Annotated in this window: 15 protein-coding genes; all 15 read left to right on the forward strand. The window is 47.5% G+C overall.

The features are described 5' to 3' along the window. Window positions 1-389: 389 nt before the first annotated feature. The 15 genes from D7Z26_RS01570 (at window position 390) to D7Z26_RS01640 (ending at window position 16,049) form a co-directional block, all read left to right on the forward strand. Window positions 390-1,565 carry a murein hydrolase activator EnvC family protein gene (locus D7Z26_RS01570; protein WP_120974102.1) on the forward strand — a complete coding sequence of 392 codons (1,176 nt, stop codon included), beginning with the start codon at window positions 390-392 and terminating at the stop codon, window positions 1,563-1,565. 128 nt (window positions 1,566-1,693) lie between these two features. Continuing rightward, window positions 1,694-2,674, forward strand: coding sequence for an aldo/keto reductase (locus D7Z26_RS01575; RefSeq protein WP_120974104.1), 981 nt, complete (start codon window positions 1,694-1,696; stop codon window positions 2,672-2,674). A 258-nt stretch (window positions 2,675-2,932) separates the two neighbouring features. Further along, window positions 2,933-3,640: a metal ABC transporter ATP-binding protein gene (locus D7Z26_RS01580; RefSeq protein ID WP_120974106.1), complete on the forward strand. Its 708-nt coding sequence runs from the start codon at window positions 2,933-2,935 to the stop codon at window positions 3,638-3,640. Continuing rightward, window positions 3,586-4,467, forward strand: a complete 882-nt coding sequence (locus tag D7Z26_RS01585) for a metal ABC transporter permease (protein ID WP_120974108.1) — start codon at window positions 3,586-3,588, stop codon at window positions 4,465-4,467. Before D7Z26_RS01580 ends, D7Z26_RS01585 begins: the two co-directional genes overlap by 55 nt. Window positions 4,468-4,500: 33 nt before the next feature. Continuing rightward, a complete protein-coding gene (locus tag D7Z26_RS01590) occupies window positions 4,501-5,454 on the forward strand; it encodes a metal ABC transporter substrate-binding protein (RefSeq protein ID WP_120974110.1) in 954 nt (317 codons plus the stop codon). 77 nt (window positions 5,455-5,531) lie between these two features. After that, window positions 5,532-6,737 carry a GTP-binding protein gene (locus tag D7Z26_RS01595; protein WP_120974111.1) on the forward strand — a complete coding sequence of 402 codons (1,206 nt, stop codon included), beginning with the start codon at window positions 5,532-5,534 and terminating at the stop codon, window positions 6,735-6,737. 38 nt (window positions 6,738-6,775) lie between these two features. Further along, window positions 6,776-6,925 (forward strand): 50S ribosomal protein L33, encoded by a 150-nt coding sequence (gene rpmG, locus D7Z26_RS01600; protein WP_120974113.1) that lies wholly within the window; start codon window positions 6,776-6,778, stop codon window positions 6,923-6,925. 67 nt (window positions 6,926-6,992) lie between these two features. Then, complete coding sequence (locus tag D7Z26_RS01605) at window positions 6,993-7,799, forward strand: AAA family ATPase (protein WP_120974115.1); 807 nt, start codon at window positions 6,993-6,995, stop codon at window positions 7,797-7,799. A gap of 312 nt (window positions 7,800-8,111) precedes the next feature. After that, window positions 8,112-8,537, forward strand: a complete 426-nt coding sequence (locus tag D7Z26_RS01610; protein WP_120974117.1) for a Fur family transcriptional regulator — start codon at window positions 8,112-8,114, stop codon at window positions 8,535-8,537. Window positions 8,538-8,652: 115 nt separating this feature from the next. After that, window positions 8,653-9,633, forward strand: coding sequence for a permease (locus D7Z26_RS01615; RefSeq protein ID WP_120974119.1), 981 nt, complete (start codon window positions 8,653-8,655; stop codon window positions 9,631-9,633). A 25-nt stretch (window positions 9,634-9,658) separates the two neighbouring features. Next, complete coding sequence (locus tag D7Z26_RS01620; protein ID WP_120974121.1) at window positions 9,659-10,657, forward strand: TIGR03943 family putative permease subunit; 999 nt, start codon at window positions 9,659-9,661, stop codon at window positions 10,655-10,657. A gap of 159 nt (window positions 10,658-10,816) precedes the next feature. Further along, window positions 10,817-12,511, forward strand: coding sequence for a DUF6044 family protein (locus D7Z26_RS01625; RefSeq protein WP_407643475.1), 1,695 nt, complete (start codon window positions 10,817-10,819; stop codon window positions 12,509-12,511). Between the two features lie 334 nt (window positions 12,512-12,845). After that, window positions 12,846-13,619, forward strand: coding sequence for a hypothetical protein (locus D7Z26_RS01630; RefSeq protein ID WP_147423816.1), 774 nt, complete (start codon window positions 12,846-12,848; stop codon window positions 13,617-13,619). A 211-nt stretch (window positions 13,620-13,830) separates the two neighbouring features. Next, complete coding sequence (locus D7Z26_RS01635) at window positions 13,831-14,940, forward strand: glycoside hydrolase family 11 protein (RefSeq protein WP_120974125.1); 1,110 nt, start codon at window positions 13,831-13,833, stop codon at window positions 14,938-14,940. Window positions 14,941-14,969: 29 nt separating this feature from the next. Beyond that, window positions 14,970-16,049 (forward strand): polysaccharide deacetylase family protein, encoded by a 1,080-nt coding sequence (locus D7Z26_RS01640; protein ID WP_120974127.1) that lies wholly within the window; start codon window positions 14,970-14,972, stop codon window positions 16,047-16,049. Window positions 16,050-16,128 lie beyond the last annotated feature (79 nt).

The raw sequence follows: 16,128 nt of genomic DNA on the forward strand, positions 1-16,128 counted from the left end.
GTATGGCAAGATGCTTCGGATAAGCGAGGCTCAAACATTGGATGTCTATGGGCGTTGGTTGTGTTGATTCTGGGTCCAATCGGTTTTATCGCTTATTTGGTTGTCAGAAACTTAGATTAAAGTATCCGTGCAGAAGGAAGCTCCTTAGTATTAACTGGTCAACCAGAGTTCTCTGGTTGGCCTTTTTTTGACTTTAGAATATAGAATCGACATTATCAATCACGTATAGGATCGACAAGAAAGGAATTTCAGGCATTATGTCGAAATAACAAAAGTGCTCATTTAACAATAATTGGTTCCGTTATGAAAATGCAGGGCATCAAGATTTACGCAGAATGATTCGTCGTCGCACGAGGTATTTGGATGAACGTGTTTGAAGGAGGACATTCGTGAATAGGAAATCGTTACTACTCTTGGTCTTGCTTTTGATACTTGCAATTGTCGTGAAGCCCTATGACGGTCAAGCTCTTTCCCAGATCGAGAAGATAGATCAGGAATTGAAAAACCTTAAGGAAGAAATGAATCGTGAAGCCCAAAATCAGAAAAAAGCGCAGAAATCCGTAAAGGTTCTTACCGGACAGAAGGAAGCGACTAAGGAAGACATTCAAGCACTCCTTGGCCGCATCGAACAGGTGCAGATGAAGCTTGAGAAGACTCAAATCAAGATAACTGAGGCCGAAGATAAGCTATTCAATACAAGCCAAGAGCTTGAGGCTTCAATTCAGCAGTTAAATGATCGAAAACAACTTATGGACTCACGTGTTCGGTTAGCCTATACGAATGGGGCGGCTTCTTATCTGGATGTTCTGTTCAGTTCGACGAGCTTCAGCGATTTTCTGGAACGCATAGATGCGGTTGAGGCCATCCTGACACAGGATCGCAACATCGCGGATCAAAAACAAGCTTATTCCGAGGAAGTAACCAAGAAGAAGGCGGAAGTCGAGCAGGAGTTGAAAGACGTTAAAGTGCTCTACGCCGAGATGACAGCCAACAAGGCGGAGCTGGAGCAGAACGAGCAGGACAAAGAAGCGATGATGTCCAAGCTATCCAAGCAGATCCAAGACATGGAGGAAATCAGCGAGGAATCAGAGAAACAACTTACCGAACTCGCAAAGAAGGCCTCAGAATTGGAAGCGAAGAAAAATCGGATCAAGAACTATTACAAGGGCGGAAAGCTTGGTATGCCTTTAAAATCGGAATGGCACGAGTCGTCGTCTTTCGGGTATCGTAACCATCCAGTGACGGGCAAGAGAAAGCTGCATACGGGGATGGATATGGCCGCACCCAAAGGAACACCGATTTACGCCGCGGAAACCGGCGTTGTGATCTTCGCCCAGTCCTCGAGCGGATACGGTAACTGCATCATTATCGACCATGGCGGAGATTTATGGACAGTCTACGGACATATTATGATGGGCGGGATCTTAGTCAAGGATGGCGAGACCGTCAAAAGAGGGGAAAAAATAGGTTTGGTTGGCTCGACCGGTATTTCTACAGGTAATCATTTGCACTTTGAAGTCCGCAAAAATACCGAACCGGTCGATCCCGCTCCTTATTTGAAGTAATTGCGGAAATTACAAAACCGCTTGACTTGGAGTTAACTCCAAGTGCAATAATTTAAATTAACTGTTGATGAACAGTAAGGGGAATAAATGATGTAACAAATACCAATGGGAATCGAGGGATTAATCTAATGGATTATGTGAAACTAGGTAATACCGGATTAGATGTGTCCCGGATTTGTCTGGGTTGTATGAGCTTTGGCGAAGCTGAGCGATGGATTCATCAATGGGTGCTTGATGAAGAGCAAAGTCGTCTTATCATAAAAAAAGCCTTGGAACTTGGGATCAATTTTTTCGATACGGCGAATGTTTATTCAGATGGAACAAGCGAGGAATTCGTTGGTCGAGCTCTAAAGGACTATGCCAATCGAGATGAGGTTGTTATCGCGACAAAGGTTTATAATCGCATGCATGAAGGTCCAAACGGTGCCGGACTTTCTCGAAAAGCGATCATGAGCGAAATCGATAAGAGCCTTAAGAGACTAGAAACCGATTATGTGGATCTATACCAAATTCACCGCTGGGATTACAATACTCCGATCGAAGAAACGATGGAGGCTTTGCATGATGTCGTGAAGGCCGGAAAAGCAAGATACATTGGCGCTTCCGCCATGTACGCTTGGCAGTTTCAAAAGGCGTTATATGTCGCCGAGAAACAGGGATGGACTCGGTTTGTATCGATGCAGAATCATTTAAATCTCATATACCGCGAAGAAGAGAGGGAGATGCTGCCGCTGTGTAAGGAAGAAAAAATCGGCGTAATTCCTTATAGTCCGCTTGCCGGAGGAAGATTGACGCGTGATTGGCAGCAAACGACACATCGTTCCGAAACCGACCAAATCGCGAAACAGAAATACGATGCGACTGCCGATACCGATCGGTTGGTGGTTGAACGGGTTGCGGCAATCGCAGAAAAACGCGGAGTTAGCCGAGTACAAATCGCACTTGCCTGGTTGCTGCAGAAAGAACCGGTAACTGCTCCCATTATCGGTGCAACTAAAATGACCCATCTCGAAGACGCGGTAAATGCTCTTTCGATTAAGTTAACGTCTGAAGAAATCGCATCGCTGGAAGAGCCATATGTGCCTCATCCGATAATAGGCTTTCAGTAGTAAGCTGGGTTAGCCAACACAATTGGTTAACCCAGTTTTATTTTTCGACTGAACATATTTAATTTGCTACGGGATGAAAAATTAATAGATGCCGCTTGACGAAGGAAATGACTTCTGATAGCATTGTTTAAGCGTAATAATTACGTTCAAGCCCCGGTTTGAGCGTAATTATTTGAATCATAATCGTAATAATTACGCATTAAAGATTGGCTTCAGACATAAGTTAGCCAAAAAGCAGACGGAAGGAAGGTAAAAGAAATGGAGTTGGTTTCTCTTAGAAACGTTACCTTCGGATATGGCGACGTGCCTTGTTTGCAGGATGCTTCATTAGAGATTCACGCAGGCGAATTTATCGCCGTCACCGGACCAAACGGCGCCGCGAAGTCAACCTTATTGAAGCTTGCGCTTAAGCTACTAAGACCGTGGCAGGGAGACGTAACCTTATCGATGCGCAACGTTAGCGGCGGGAAGCTGGTCATCGGTTACGTTCCGCAGCAAATTTCGGCGTTTAACGCGGGATTTCCGAGTACCGTTTGGGAATTCGTGCAAAGCGGACGTTTTCGCCAAGGCGCTTGGTTAAGAAGATTGAATGACGTCGATCGGGAAGCAACTGAGCAAGCGCTTCGTCAAGTGGGGATGTGGGAATTCCGCAAGCGGAAAATCGGAGAGCTGTCCGGAGGACAGAAGCAAAAAATCATATTGGCCAGGGCGTTCGCAATGGAACCCGATCTTCTGGTATTGGACGAACCGACGACCGGTATGGACGCGGAAAGCAGACAACAATTTTACCGCTTGCTGAAAGATCAGGTGAGACTTCATGGCAGAACTGTCATGATGGTTACTCACCATCTTGCCGAAGTGGAAGGGGATTTGGACCGATTAATTACTCTCGAACGGAAAGAGGAGGGCGGTTGGAAATGCTGCACTACGACTTCATGCAGCGGGCATTTTGTGCCGGCGGGATAATCGCTCTTCTGGCTTCGGCTCTCGGCGTCTACTTGCTGTTAAGAAGACAAGCCTTAATGGCAGACATGCTCTCCCACGTTTCGTTGGCAGGCGTGGCAGGCGGAGCGTATTTTCATTGGAATCCGACATTAGCGGGTTTTGCAGTTGCCGTTCTGGGAGCTGTCGCCGTTGAATATGTCCGGAGATCCTATAAGACGTTCAGCGAAATATCGGTCGCGATTATTATGGTCGGCGGGTTGTCGGTATCGATGATCGTTATGAGCTTAAACAAAGGCATCAATAAAAGCTTATCTTCCTATTTATTCGGTTCCGTTGTCGCGGTGAACGGCACGGAACTCCGATTAATGATCGTAGCTGCTGCCATCGGGGGACTGTTTCTATATCTCTTAAGAAGACCCCTCTATCAGATGTCGTTCGACGAAGAGACCGCCCGCACGAACGGATTGCCCGTTGGTTGGATATCGCTAGGCTTCAGTGTCGTTACCGGAATGATCGTGGCAGCCGCTATGCCGATCGTAGGCGTGTTGCTCGTATCCGCGTTAATCGTACTGCCTGGATCGCTAGCCATCCGAATTGCGCCAAGTTTCACAGCCGCTATCTTTATTGCAATGATCATAGGCATAACTGGCGTCTTTACAGGAATCACGGCTTCTTATTCGTTCAGCACGCCACCGGGAGCAACGATTTCTTTCGTATTATTGCTAATCTTACTTGGGGGTTTGGGACTGAAGAAAGCCTGGAGGGCATGGGGAAAAAGGAGCTCTGCCGATCGACAAGTCGTGCCGGCTGCGGGTTCTCTGCAACGGGTATCACTGTCTGAAGATTGACAATTATTATACTTTATTGGAGGTTTCTAAAACATGAAATCCATGCCTATCAAATCTATACTGCTAACAGCAAGCCTTGCACTCGTATTGTCCGGGTGCGGTAAAAACGACGAATCCACGAAAGCGAACTCTCCCCACAAGCTGAACGTTGTTACGACGTTCTATCCGATGTACGAATTCAGCAAACAAGTCGGAGGCGATCACGCTAATGTCGTAGCGCTTATACCTCCGGGCGTAGAACCCCATGATTGGGAACCGAGCGCGAAGGATATGGCGACTTTGAAGGAAGCCGACGTCTTCGTCTACAACGGCATCGTCGAGGGCTGGGCCAAGGATGCTCTTTCCAGTGCGGCAAATGACAATAGAATAGTGGTTGAAGCGAGCGACGGCATCGCTTCGTTGGAAGGGTTGCCCGAGGAAGAGGACGGAGGAGGAGATCACGAGCATATAGAAGAAGGACCGATTCTAGATCCGCACGTTTGGTTAAATCCTGTTCTGGTGCAGAAAGAAGTATCTGCCATCCAAGCGGCATTCGAGAAGGCGGACCCTGCCAATAAGGAGGAATACCGCAAAAATGCCGAGGCTTATATCGCGAAGCTCAAAGACTTGGATGCCAACTATAGAGAAAGCTTAACCGGAACGAAACAAAAGGACTTCGTAACTCAACATGCGGCGTTCGGATATTTGGCTAAAGAATACGGATTAACTCAAGTTCCTATATCCGGATTATCGCCGGAGCAAGAGCCGTCTCCCGCTAGAATAGCGGTTATCGTTACGTTCGCGAAACAGCATGAAGTTAAGACGATCTTTTTCGAGACGTTGGTCGAACCGAAAGTCGCTCAAGTCGTCGCCCAAGAAATCGGAGCCAAGACGGACGTCTTAAATCCACTCGAAGGATTGACTGACGATGATAAAAAGAACGGTTTGGATTATATCGGCATCATGAAGAAAAACTTAGAGGCATTAAAAAAGGCGCTTAACGAATAGATGGCCGCACGCAAGTCGACTTTAAGTCGGCTTATCAAATCAGATTGTATCGTAATTATTACGAAGAGAGTGGAGATATGATAATGAAAAAAATACCCGTAACCGTGTTGAACGGTTATCTTGGAGCCGGAAAAACAACGGTTTTGAACCACGTACTCAATAATCGGCAAGGCTTAAGAGTAGCTGTCATCGTCAACGATTTGAGCGAAGTTAATATTGATGCGGATCTGATAAAGCAAGGCGGAGGTTTATCCCGAACAGACGAGAAGCTCGTGGAAATGTCCAATGGCTGCATCTGCTGCACGCTACGCGAGGATTTACTCCGTGAAGTCGAACGTCTTGCGTTAGAGGGAAGATTCGACTATATCCTGATCGAATCTACCGGTGTCGGGGAGCCGATCCCGGTCGCACAGACTTTCAGTTATATCGACGAAGAGCAAGGGATCGATCTGACGCGTTTATGTCGCCTCGACTGCATGGTAACCGTAGTGGACGCCTGTCGATTCTGGCATGACTTCTCTTCCGGAGAAACATTGCTCGACAGAAGGCAAGCCGTAGGGGAAGACGATACGCGCGAAGTGGTGGATTTGTTGATCGACCAGATCGAATTTTGCGACGTGCTCATTCTGAATAAGACGGATTTAATCGAAGCGGAGGAACTCGCTCAGTTGGAAGGCGTGCTTCGCAAGCTCCAACCTCGCGCGAAAATCATTCGTACCTCTCACGGAAAGATCGACCCCGCCGAGATCCTGAACACCGGTCTCTTCGATTTCGATACGGCAAGCCAGTCCGCCGGATGGATGCTCGAGATGGATAAGTCCGAACACGTTCCGGAGACGGAGGAGTACGGAATATCCTCGTTCGTATACGAACGCCGTATCCCGTTTCATCCGCAAAGGTTAATGGAATGGCTAATGGACTGGCCGGAGGAGGTCGTACGCGCGAAAGGAATCGCCTGGGTAGCTTCGAGGAATGACATGGGTCAAAGCTTAAGCCAAGCCGGCCCTTCGATTCAATTCGGACCTTCCGGATATTGGGTCGCCGCTCTGCCTGCATCGGAAAGGGAGATGTACCTTCAAGAAGAGCAGGATCTCAGGGAACAATGGCACCATGAGTATGGCGACCGGATCACGAAACTCGTGCTAATCGGTATCGAGATGGACCAAGAGGGAATCTCGCGAACTTTGGATGACTGCCTGTTGACTAACGAGGAGCTGTCGCAGGATTGGCGCGAATACCAAGATCCTCTTCCCAACGCGATTCAAACGATGGAAATTCATTGATTGGATTACGTTATCGAAAGCAAAGGAGGTGAACCCGCATGCGAGTCATAATTACGCTTGCTTGTACCGAGACAGGGGATCGCAACTATACGACGTCGAAAAACAAACGAACGCATCCGACGCGGTTGGAATTGAAAAAGTACTGTCCCAGGTTAAAAAGAGTAACGTTACACCGTGAGACCCGCTAATGTCGTAACGAAGCAGATTAAGCCTGGAGCTTATTAATAATAGCCTTTGCGAGGGAATGCCTAACCGATGTCAAAAACAAACAACAATACCAGATTGCCTCGAGCCAAAGGCTTGGATATGGCCAACTATTATACGTACAAAGAATGCGCGGCAAAAGCAAAACGCATCGTGTTGAATCCCGCTAATGTCCAAGTCATAGAAGAGTTTATTCACATCGCTGTGATGAAAGAGAAATTCGAATCGTTTAACGTTCCCGTCCCGAACAAAATGATTTTGTTCGGACCACCTGGAACCGGCAAGACTTTAACGGCCTTCTATATGGCAGAGCGCCTTCGTCTACCTCTGATCCTAGTACGTTTGGATACGATTATTCAAAGTTACTTGGGAGAAACGGGAAGCAACGTGCGCAAAATATTCGATTACGCGAAAAGCAATCCGTGCGTGTTGTTTCTTGACGAATTCGACGCTATCGCGCGAACGAGGGACAACAACGACGAGGTAAAGGAGATGTCGCGCGTCGTCAACACGCTGTTGCAGTGCCTTGATGATTTTGGCGACGAAAGCATCTTTATGGCAGCGACCAATTTGGAAGACCAACTCGATCATGCTGTTTGGCGGAGATTCGACACTAAAATGCATTACGGAATACCGGATGACGATCGCCGCAATGAGTACCTTCGATTGCAAAGCGATGACTTCGTATTGGAAAATGCCTCACTGATCGAGCGCGCGACCGTCCTCACCGCTGGATGTAGTTTTGCGGAGATCGAACAGATCATCCTTAAAGCGAAACGCAAAGCGATTATCGCCAATACGCCTTTACAGCTGTATCAAATCGAAAGTTCGATTCTGGAATATAATCCGCATAGATGATAATTTAGGATAAACTCGGAAAAAGCCTGCGGATTAAGATCCGCAGGCTTTATTCCATTCTTGACGGGTTTGTTCTTCATCGATCTCAATACCGATCAGCACAACATATGAAAATGCCATGCGGCATTGTCCGCTAGGATATATCCTTTAGCCAATGAAGCAATATGAAATTCACTACGATCATACCACCTCGATTATTCTGTTGTAAAATTTACGATTAATAGCTTTTGGAAACATGACTTTCATGGCAAAGACCACCCCAACCTGTTACAATATAAGACAATATAGAAATCAAGGAGAAGGTACAAAAGAATGTCAAAATCAAACAACGTACATGAAATGCTCAATATCATGTCCAAGAACGGCTGGAGAATTACGGACCAACGAAAATCGTTGGCACAGATCTTCTCTGACCATCCAGGATACCTTTCGCCTAAAGACGTGTACGATCATATGAGCGAGAAATACCCAAGCGTCAGCTTCGATACGGTCTATCGCAACCTGCGAATGATGAATGACATGGGCGTATTGGAGCAGTTTTATTTTATGGATGGAGGCTTGAAATTTAGAGCGAATTGCTTGGACCATCATCATCATCATTTGATTTGCATCAATTGCGAGAAGACGCTTACGTTCGATTATTGTCCTATGGATAATGGAGTCGAGCTTCCCGGAAACTATAAGATCGTGAATCATCGATTTGAAATCTACGGTTTATGCGAAGATTGCCAACAATAATCAGCCGAATTGACAAAATAACAGTCTTCCTGTTATTCTCGTTTCATATCGTAATTATTACAATTGAGTGCAGGTGGTCAGGCTGAAATTATCTTCTATTGCAGGCACGTGGAAGATGAACGCGACTTTCGGCATCGTTATCGCGTTCATCGTTCTATTTTCCTTAAATCCGTCCCTGATTAGCAACTTATCCTTTACGGTAGGACCAGAGGTACATACGTTTAAGACGATGTTAATCAGCATCGTGCTTGAAGCGCTTCCGTTTTTGTTGCTGGGCGTGTTTGTCTCATCGTTTATGCATGTATTCATACCCGAAGCCTGGTTTCGCAAAATGATTCCAAGGAATCCGTATTTAGGAGTTCTTGTTGCTTGTTTATTGGGCATCGTTTTCCCGATATGCGAGTGCGGGCTCATCCCGATCGTTAGGAGACTGGTATCCAAGGGAATGCCGCTATACGCGGGCGTCGTATTTATATTGGTCGGACCGATCGTGAACCCGATCGTATTCTCGGCGACATTCAACGCGTTCAGAACAAAGCCGGAGATGGTATACGCCCGGATGGGACTTGCTATCGCGGTCGGGGCGGTTATAGGCTTGATCATCTATTATTTCGTGAAGATCAATCCGATACGTATCTCGAGAGAATCAATTAATAATGCGTCAACGCATACGCATTCGCATTCGTGTAGTCGATTCGTTGAAATGCTTGAGCATGCCGGCGGAGAATTTTTCGATATGGGGAAGTTCTTAATCTTTGGTTCGCTAATTACTGCAGCCATACAAGCGTTCGTGCCGCGCTCCGATCTCGTCAATATCGGTCAAGGCGAGTTCGGTTCGCATTTCTTCATGATGGGATTTGCGTTCATTCTCTCGCTTTGCTCGACTTCTGATGCCTTCGTGGCTTCCTCGTTCGCAAGCACGTTCTCCGCGGGATCACTGCTTACGTTTCTTGTCTTCGGACCTATGCTGGATTTCAAGAGCACGCTAATGTTACTTTCGTTGTTTAAGATTAAATTCGTATTATTTCTTGCAGGATTGATCGCCATAACCGTATTCATCGGAGCATGGATGCTCGGGAATCATTATTTGAATTAGGCGGGAATCGAAGGGAGGACTCTTGATGGAAGAACGGCGTAATTTGTTGCCGCATTATTTAATTCGCGCGACCCTACTGGGTTGTTTCTCCCTGTATATCGTACATCTCGTTAAAGCCGACAAGCTGCAATATTATATCGTGCCCAGGATGATTCCTTACGTCAAATACGGGGCTATGGCCTTATTCCTGCTAGCTGGTTTCTATCTGTTTATTGCGGTACAAAGGGGCGGAAGCGGTGCGGAGGAGGATTGCGATTGCGGGCACGAACCGCCGAGGTCTATTTTACGGAACGGTATGATTTATGGATTATTTGCCATTCCGCTGCTGCTGGGATTCATGTTGCCGGATCGAATTATGGGAAGCGAAGTCGTAGCGGTTAAGGGCATGAATTTGAACGTAGCTACAGTAACCCAACGACCTTCCATTCCCGTACAACCCGTCGACGCGATCGAACCTGTAACCACTTCGGAGCCTTTAGGCGAGATGCCGAACAATAACCTTGATACAACAGCATCAGATCCGAAGGACGTTGTCGAGGCGCAGCCATCCGCTCACGACGAACTGGATAAGCTGTTCCCCGCGGACGAGTTCAGCATCGACTATGCCGAGTTAGGCAAGAAGCTGTATAAGCGGGACGTGATTCCTATTAAGACCGTCGGTTTCCTCGAAATGCTGACGATGCTTGATCTGTTCAAAGAAAATTTCATCGGAAAAGAAATTGTTATCAGCGGGTTCGTATACCGTGAAAACGACATGAAGAAAGACCAGTTCGTCGTATCCCGCATGGCCATGCAATGTTGCTCGGCCGATGCGATGCCCTATGGATTTTTGGTTAAATCGGCTAACGGTGCAACTTTGAAGAAAGACACGTGGATTACGATGACCGGGAAGCTATCGACCGTTAATTATAGGGGGAACGATATTATTCAATTGGAAGCGAAAAAAATAACCGTTATTAAAGCCCCGAATGACCCCTACGTATATCCTTATTATGACGACTTTGATGAACTGGCAAAGGAGTAATAAACGATAGGTCTCCGCGAAAATGCGGGGACTTTTGATTGTGTTCGGTTTGGTGTAACTTCGAAGGACTTGAAATTCTTGTAAATGCATGGCAAGATAGCGGATGTATGGATTGTCGAGCACTTCTTATATTTCCACCAGATTACACTGACAGGCAGGATGATTATGCAATATTTCACTAAGAAATGGACCACAGAGAGACTTACTGTTTTCGCCGCCTTATTTATTTTACTTATTTATGTTTTACCACTGTTTCTTCTGGGAGAAAACGCTCATATCCGAGTTCACGACAATTTGGACTCCAATATCGCTTGGTATAAGGTGCTAGTACGAAGCAACGAGCTGTTTGGGTCGCTGAATGCGGTCATTCCCCAGGTGATTAACGGTTTGCCGCGAGGCGCCTATGAATCTGAATATAGCGGTATTATATGGCTGCATGCGCTTTTTCCTACCATGACAGCTTATGCGATAAGCCAAACCATAACGAGGGTCATGGCTTTTCTTGGGATGTTCTGGTTGCTAAAAAAGCATTTTATTAAAGAGCAGGACGTTAGCCTCATTCGCGTCGGAGTTTCTCTAGCCTTCGCATTGACGCCGTTTTGGCCGTCGGGCATGTTAAGCACATTGGGACAGCCGTTGGCTCTATGGGCATTTTTGAATATCCGCAACAGAGAGATTTCTTGGAAAGAATGGGCGGTTCTCATTCTCCTGCCCTTGTACTCCAGCTTTGTCCTCGGATTTTTCTTTTTCTTGACGGCGATGGGCTTGCTGTGGTTGCGGGACTTGATCAAGAAGCGCGATTGGAATCCCGTATTTATTGGGAGTATCGCGTTTATGACCCTGATTTATTTGGCCATCGAATATAGACTTGTGTTTGGGCTCGTTTTTGCGGAAGCCCCGACCAGCCGCTCGGAATTTGTCAATTCAACGCTTGGTCTCGGGCATACTATTTGTCTTGCTTTTTTGAATTTTATATTTGGTCATAACGCGGTATTAACCATACACACAGCAATCATCTTGCCTATCCTCTTCGTTGCGCTTGGAATTGTGATTAGCCGCAAAAGCCTGCAAACAAATCATAGGTTTGTTTTTTTGCTTGGGCTGAATTTCCTTCTGTCTCTGTGGTACGCCTTTTGGTTTTACAAAGGGTGGGAGCCATTAAAGGAACAATTTTCGATATTGAATACGTTTAATTTTGCTCGGTTCCATTTTCTACGTCCTTTAGTGATCTATCTTGGTTTTGCGCTCGGACTACATATCCTTTGGAAGATGGGCAAACTGTGGCATAAGAGAGTTCGCGTTTTGCTTGTATTACAGGTTCTTTTACTTTGCGTTTGCAACGATGAAATCATCTATAGAGTGTACGGCGAGCCATCGGTTAAACAGTTCTATGCGGTCGATCAGTTTCAACAGATCAAGGAATATATCGGGAAGCCTCAACAATCCTATCGCTTAGGCAGCATTGGACTTCACCCCGCTATCGCGCAGTACAATGGATTCTATACATTGGACACCTACAATAATTACTATCCGCTTACGTACAAGCACGAATTTAGAAAAATCATTGCTAAGGAATTGGACAAAAGCCCTGACCTGAAAACCTATTTTGATCAATGGGGAGGCCGTTGTTATCTATTTGTAAGCGAACTAGGAGAGAATTACGGGTTTAAAAAGAACTCTGCTAAGCAGATCCACCATCTAGAGCTGAATATAGATGCTTTTAAGGCGATGGGAGGCCGTTATCTAATATCGTCCGTGCCGATCTTAAATGCCGATGAAGACGGACTCCTATTCTTGAAAAGCTTCGACAACCCTGATTCCGCCTGGAAAATATACCTGTACCAAGTAAAATGATCAACTGAAGCCATACAGGAATAAGAAGCAGAATAACCGCTATTGATCAATCATTTGATCGGTAGCGGTTTTTTCTTGATGGTAATACAGAGAAAATCGGTAAAAATTCATCTCATTTCATTATTAATTTGAATAGGCCAGTGTCGCGGTTTGTTAGGCGGGCATAGGATATCTCGATGTAAATGCTGCTATTGGAGGAGAAAATTCATGTATTTTAATTCATATCAACAACTTGAACAGCAACGCGCCTTCCCTGGATTGGGGATACCGGGAGTGGGCATGCCTGGTGGCGGAATGCCTGGAGGCGGCTTCCCAGGAGGAGGAATGCCTGGGGGTGGCTTCCCAGGAGGAGGAATGCCTGGGGGTGGCTTCCCAGGAGGAGGAATGCCTGGGGGTGGCTTCCCAGGAGGAGGAATGCCTGGGGGTGGCTTCCCAGGTGGCGGCTTCCCAGGAGGAGGTTTCCCAGGAGGAGCTTTCCCAGGTGGCGGCTTCCCAGGTGGCGGCTTCCCAGGGGGAGGTTTCCCAGGTGGCGGCTTCCCAGGGGGAGGTTTCCCAGGGGGAGGTTTCCCAGGTGGCGGCTTCCCAGGGGGAGGTTTCCCAGGTGGCGGCTTCCCAGGGGGAGGTTTCCCAGGTGGCGGCTTTCCTGGAGGAGGTTTCCCAGGTGGCGAAATGCCTGGAGGAGGGTTCCCAGGAGGAGGAATGCCTGGAGGAGGAATGCCTGGAGGCGGCTTCCCAGGAGGAGGAATGCCTGGAGGAGGAATGCCTGGAGGTGGCTTCCCAGGAGGAGGAATGCCTGGAGGTGGCTTCCCAGGAGGAGGAATGCCTGGAGGTGGCTTCCCAGGAGGTGGAATGCCTGGAGGCGGAATGCCTGGAGGTGGAATGCCTGGAGGAGGAATGCCTGGAGGTGGAATGCCTAGAGGTGGAATGCCTGGAGGCGGAATGCCTGAAGGTGGCATGCCAGGGGGCGGATGACCTAGAGATGGCTACTCTGGGAACCTTCAAGAAGGTAATTAGGTCTATCGCCTGTTCTAGAATCACCAAATACACAAAAGGAAGGTCCGTCAATATGGCGGACCTTTTTTACGTTCGCAACTTAGCTTGGCACTAGCTACTTACAGTTCCAACTCCAAATATCTATGCTTTTTACAGTATATACTAAATTCCTTCTGGTGAAATTTTAAGGATTGCTTTGATAAAATACATGTTGTAATCGCTTACAAAGTTAAAAAGTGGAAGGGAGTGGGAGCCGCTGCCTGTTAAGGGTTGCACAGAATCATAGTAGAGTGTCATGCATTTCAATCAAATTGGAGGAATGCGAAATGAAACAAACAAGAATGAGGTTATTTCTAGCGGTGTTAATTTGTTTTGCGCTAACTTTACCTACAGTAATCGCACATGCGGCAACTACGATCACTTCCAATCAAACGGGCACTCAAGACGGCTACGACTATGAACTCTGGAAGGATTCCGGGACCACAAGCATGACTCTCAATAGCGGAGGCGCGTTCAGTGCCACGTGGAGTAACATCAATAATGCGTTGTTCCGTAAAGGCAAGAAATTCAACGCGACCCAAACACACCAGCAGGTAGGAAACATCTCGATTAACTACAGTGCAACCTTTAATCCTGGAGGGAATTCCTATTTGACTGTATATGGGTGGACGAAGAGCCCGCTAGTAGAATTTTACATCGTCGATAACTGGGGCACTTATCGTCCGACCGGGACGCAAAAAGGCACCCTTACCGTTGACGGGGGTACGTATGACATCTATGAGACCACTCGTACCAACCAACCTTCCATTGAAGGAACTGCAACCTTTAAGCAGTATTGGAGCGTTCGGCAGTCCAAACGCTCGAGCGGAACCATATCGGTTAGCGAACACTTCAAAAAGTGGGAAAGCTTAGGAATGCCAATGGGTAAGCTGTATGAAGTAGCCCTTACGGTAGAGGGCTATCAAAGTAGCGGAAATGCCGATGTGACTACTAATGTTCTTACAATCGGCGGCGGATCGAATCCAACCCCAACCCCAACACCTTCGCCAACTCCTACTCCGCCCCCAGGTGGCGGGACTACGAGAGTGGAAGCCGAGAGTATGACCAAAGGCGGTCAGTATACCGGGAATATCAGCTCGCCGTTTAACGGAGTCGCTTTATACGCGAACAACGATTTGGTGAAATTCACGCAGAATTTTACGAGCGGAACCCATAATTTTGCGCTCCGCGGCGCTTCGAATAACTCCAACATGGCCAGAGTCGACTTGAAAATCGGCGGAGTGACGAAGGGATCCTTCTACTTCGGCGGAAGCAGTCCTGCGGTCTACACCCTAAACAATGTCAGCCATGGAACCGGAAATCAAGAGATTCAGCTCGTCGTAACAACCGATAACGGGACATGGGATGCTTACCTTGATTATTTGGAGATTTCGTAAAAAAAAACCGAAGCGGAGGAGATACGACTATGTTCAAAGCAAAACTAGTAAAAGGGGCCACGGTTATGGCGCTCTTATGTACGTTAATATCCATTCCTATGATGCCTATGGCCAGCGCTGCCGACGCTAACTGCCCGAACGGTTACGTAGGCCTGACGTACGACGATGGTCCGAATCCCAGTAACACGACCAATCTGCTCAATGCGCTGAAGCAGGCTGGCTTACGCGCAACGATGTTCAACATCGGCCAGAACGCGCAAAATAACCCGTCTCTGGTGCAGGCTCAAGTGAGCGCGGGCATGTGGGTCGGGAACCATTCCTATACTCATCCGCACATGACGACTTTGAGCAGTTCGCAGATGTCGTCGGAAATCACGCGGACACAGCAGGCGATCCAGTCGGCTACAGGAACCGCACCGAAGCTGTTCCGTCCGCCTTACGGCGAGACGAATTCTACCTTAAAGTCCATCGAGTCCCAGAACGGTCTCACCGAAGTCATATGGAACGTTGACTCCCAGGACTGGAACGGCGCTAGTACGGCTCAGATCGTAGCCGCCGCGGGCACGATGCAGAACGGCGACGTGATCCTGATGCATGACCAGTACCAGACAACGCTTCAAGCGATCCCGCAGATCGCGCAGAACCTTAAGAACCGCGGCCTTTGCTCCGGCATGATCTCGACGAGCACCGGCCGGGCGGTTGCTCCTGACGGAGGAAGCGGTGGCGGGGGTACGACTCCTCCAGGCACGTCTACGAGAGTGGAAGCCGAGAATATGACCAAAGGCGGTCAGTATACCGGGAATATCAGCTCGCCGTTCAACGGAGTCGCTTTATACGCGAACAATGATTTGGTGAAGTTCACTCAGAATTTCACGAGCGGCACCCATAATTTTTCGCTCCGAGGTGCTTCGAATAACTCCAACATGGCCAGAGTCGACTTGAAAATCGGCGGAGTGACGAAGGGGTCCTTCTACTTCGGCGGAAGCAGTCCTGCGGTCTACACCCTAAACAATGTCAGCCATGGAACCGGAAATCAAGAGATTCAGCTCGTTGTAACAACCGATAACGGGACATGGGATGCTTATCTTGATTATTTGGAAATCACGTAATAACCTTTCAAAGTAAATCCCGGCGGGAACTTTCCCGCCGGGATTTTTAAATAATACGGACAACAAAATTTGTATATAC

Origin of the sequence: Cohnella endophytica, from assembly GCF_003628305.1 — a bacterium.
GTDB classification, from domain to species: Bacteria; Bacillota; Bacilli; order Paenibacillales; family Paenibacillaceae; genus Cohnella; species Cohnella endophytica.

Excerpts from the sequence above, each read along its gene's own strand:
- D7Z26_RS01575 (WP_120974104.1), top strand. The coding sequence starts at position 1,694 with ATGGATTATGTGAAACTAGGTAATACCGGATTAGATGTGTCCCGGATT.
- D7Z26_RS01580 (WP_120974106.1), top strand. The coding sequence starts at position 2,933 with ATGGAGTTGGTTTCTCTTAGAAACGTTACCTTCGGATATGGCGACGTG.
- D7Z26_RS01590 (WP_120974110.1), top strand. The coding sequence starts at position 4,501 with ATGAAATCCATGCCTATCAAATCTATACTGCTAACAGCAAGCCTTGCA.
- D7Z26_RS01595 (WP_120974111.1), top strand. The coding sequence starts at position 5,532 with ATGATAATGAAAAAAATACCCGTAACCGTGTTGAACGGTTATCTTGGA.
- rpmG (WP_120974113.1), top strand. The coding sequence starts at position 6,776 with ATGCGAGTCATAATTACGCTTGCTTGTACCGAGACAGGGGATCGCAAC.
- D7Z26_RS01605 (WP_120974115.1), top strand. The coding sequence starts at position 6,993 with ATGTCAAAAACAAACAACAATACCAGATTGCCTCGAGCCAAAGGCTTG.
- D7Z26_RS01610 (WP_120974117.1), top strand. The coding sequence starts at position 8,112 with ATGTCAAAATCAAACAACGTACATGAAATGCTCAATATCATGTCCAAG.
- D7Z26_RS01615 (WP_120974119.1), top strand. The coding sequence starts at position 8,653 with ATGAACGCGACTTTCGGCATCGTTATCGCGTTCATCGTTCTATTTTCC.
- D7Z26_RS01620 (WP_120974121.1), top strand. The coding sequence starts at position 9,659 with ATGGAAGAACGGCGTAATTTGTTGCCGCATTATTTAATTCGCGCGACC.
- D7Z26_RS01625 (WP_407643475.1), top strand. The coding sequence starts at position 10,817 with ATGATTATGCAATATTTCACTAAGAAATGGACCACAGAGAGACTTACT.
- D7Z26_RS01635 (WP_120974125.1), top strand. The coding sequence starts at position 13,831 with ATGAAACAAACAAGAATGAGGTTATTTCTAGCGGTGTTAATTTGTTTT.
- D7Z26_RS01640 (WP_120974127.1), top strand. The coding sequence starts at position 14,970 with ATGTTCAAAGCAAAACTAGTAAAAGGGGCCACGGTTATGGCGCTCTTA.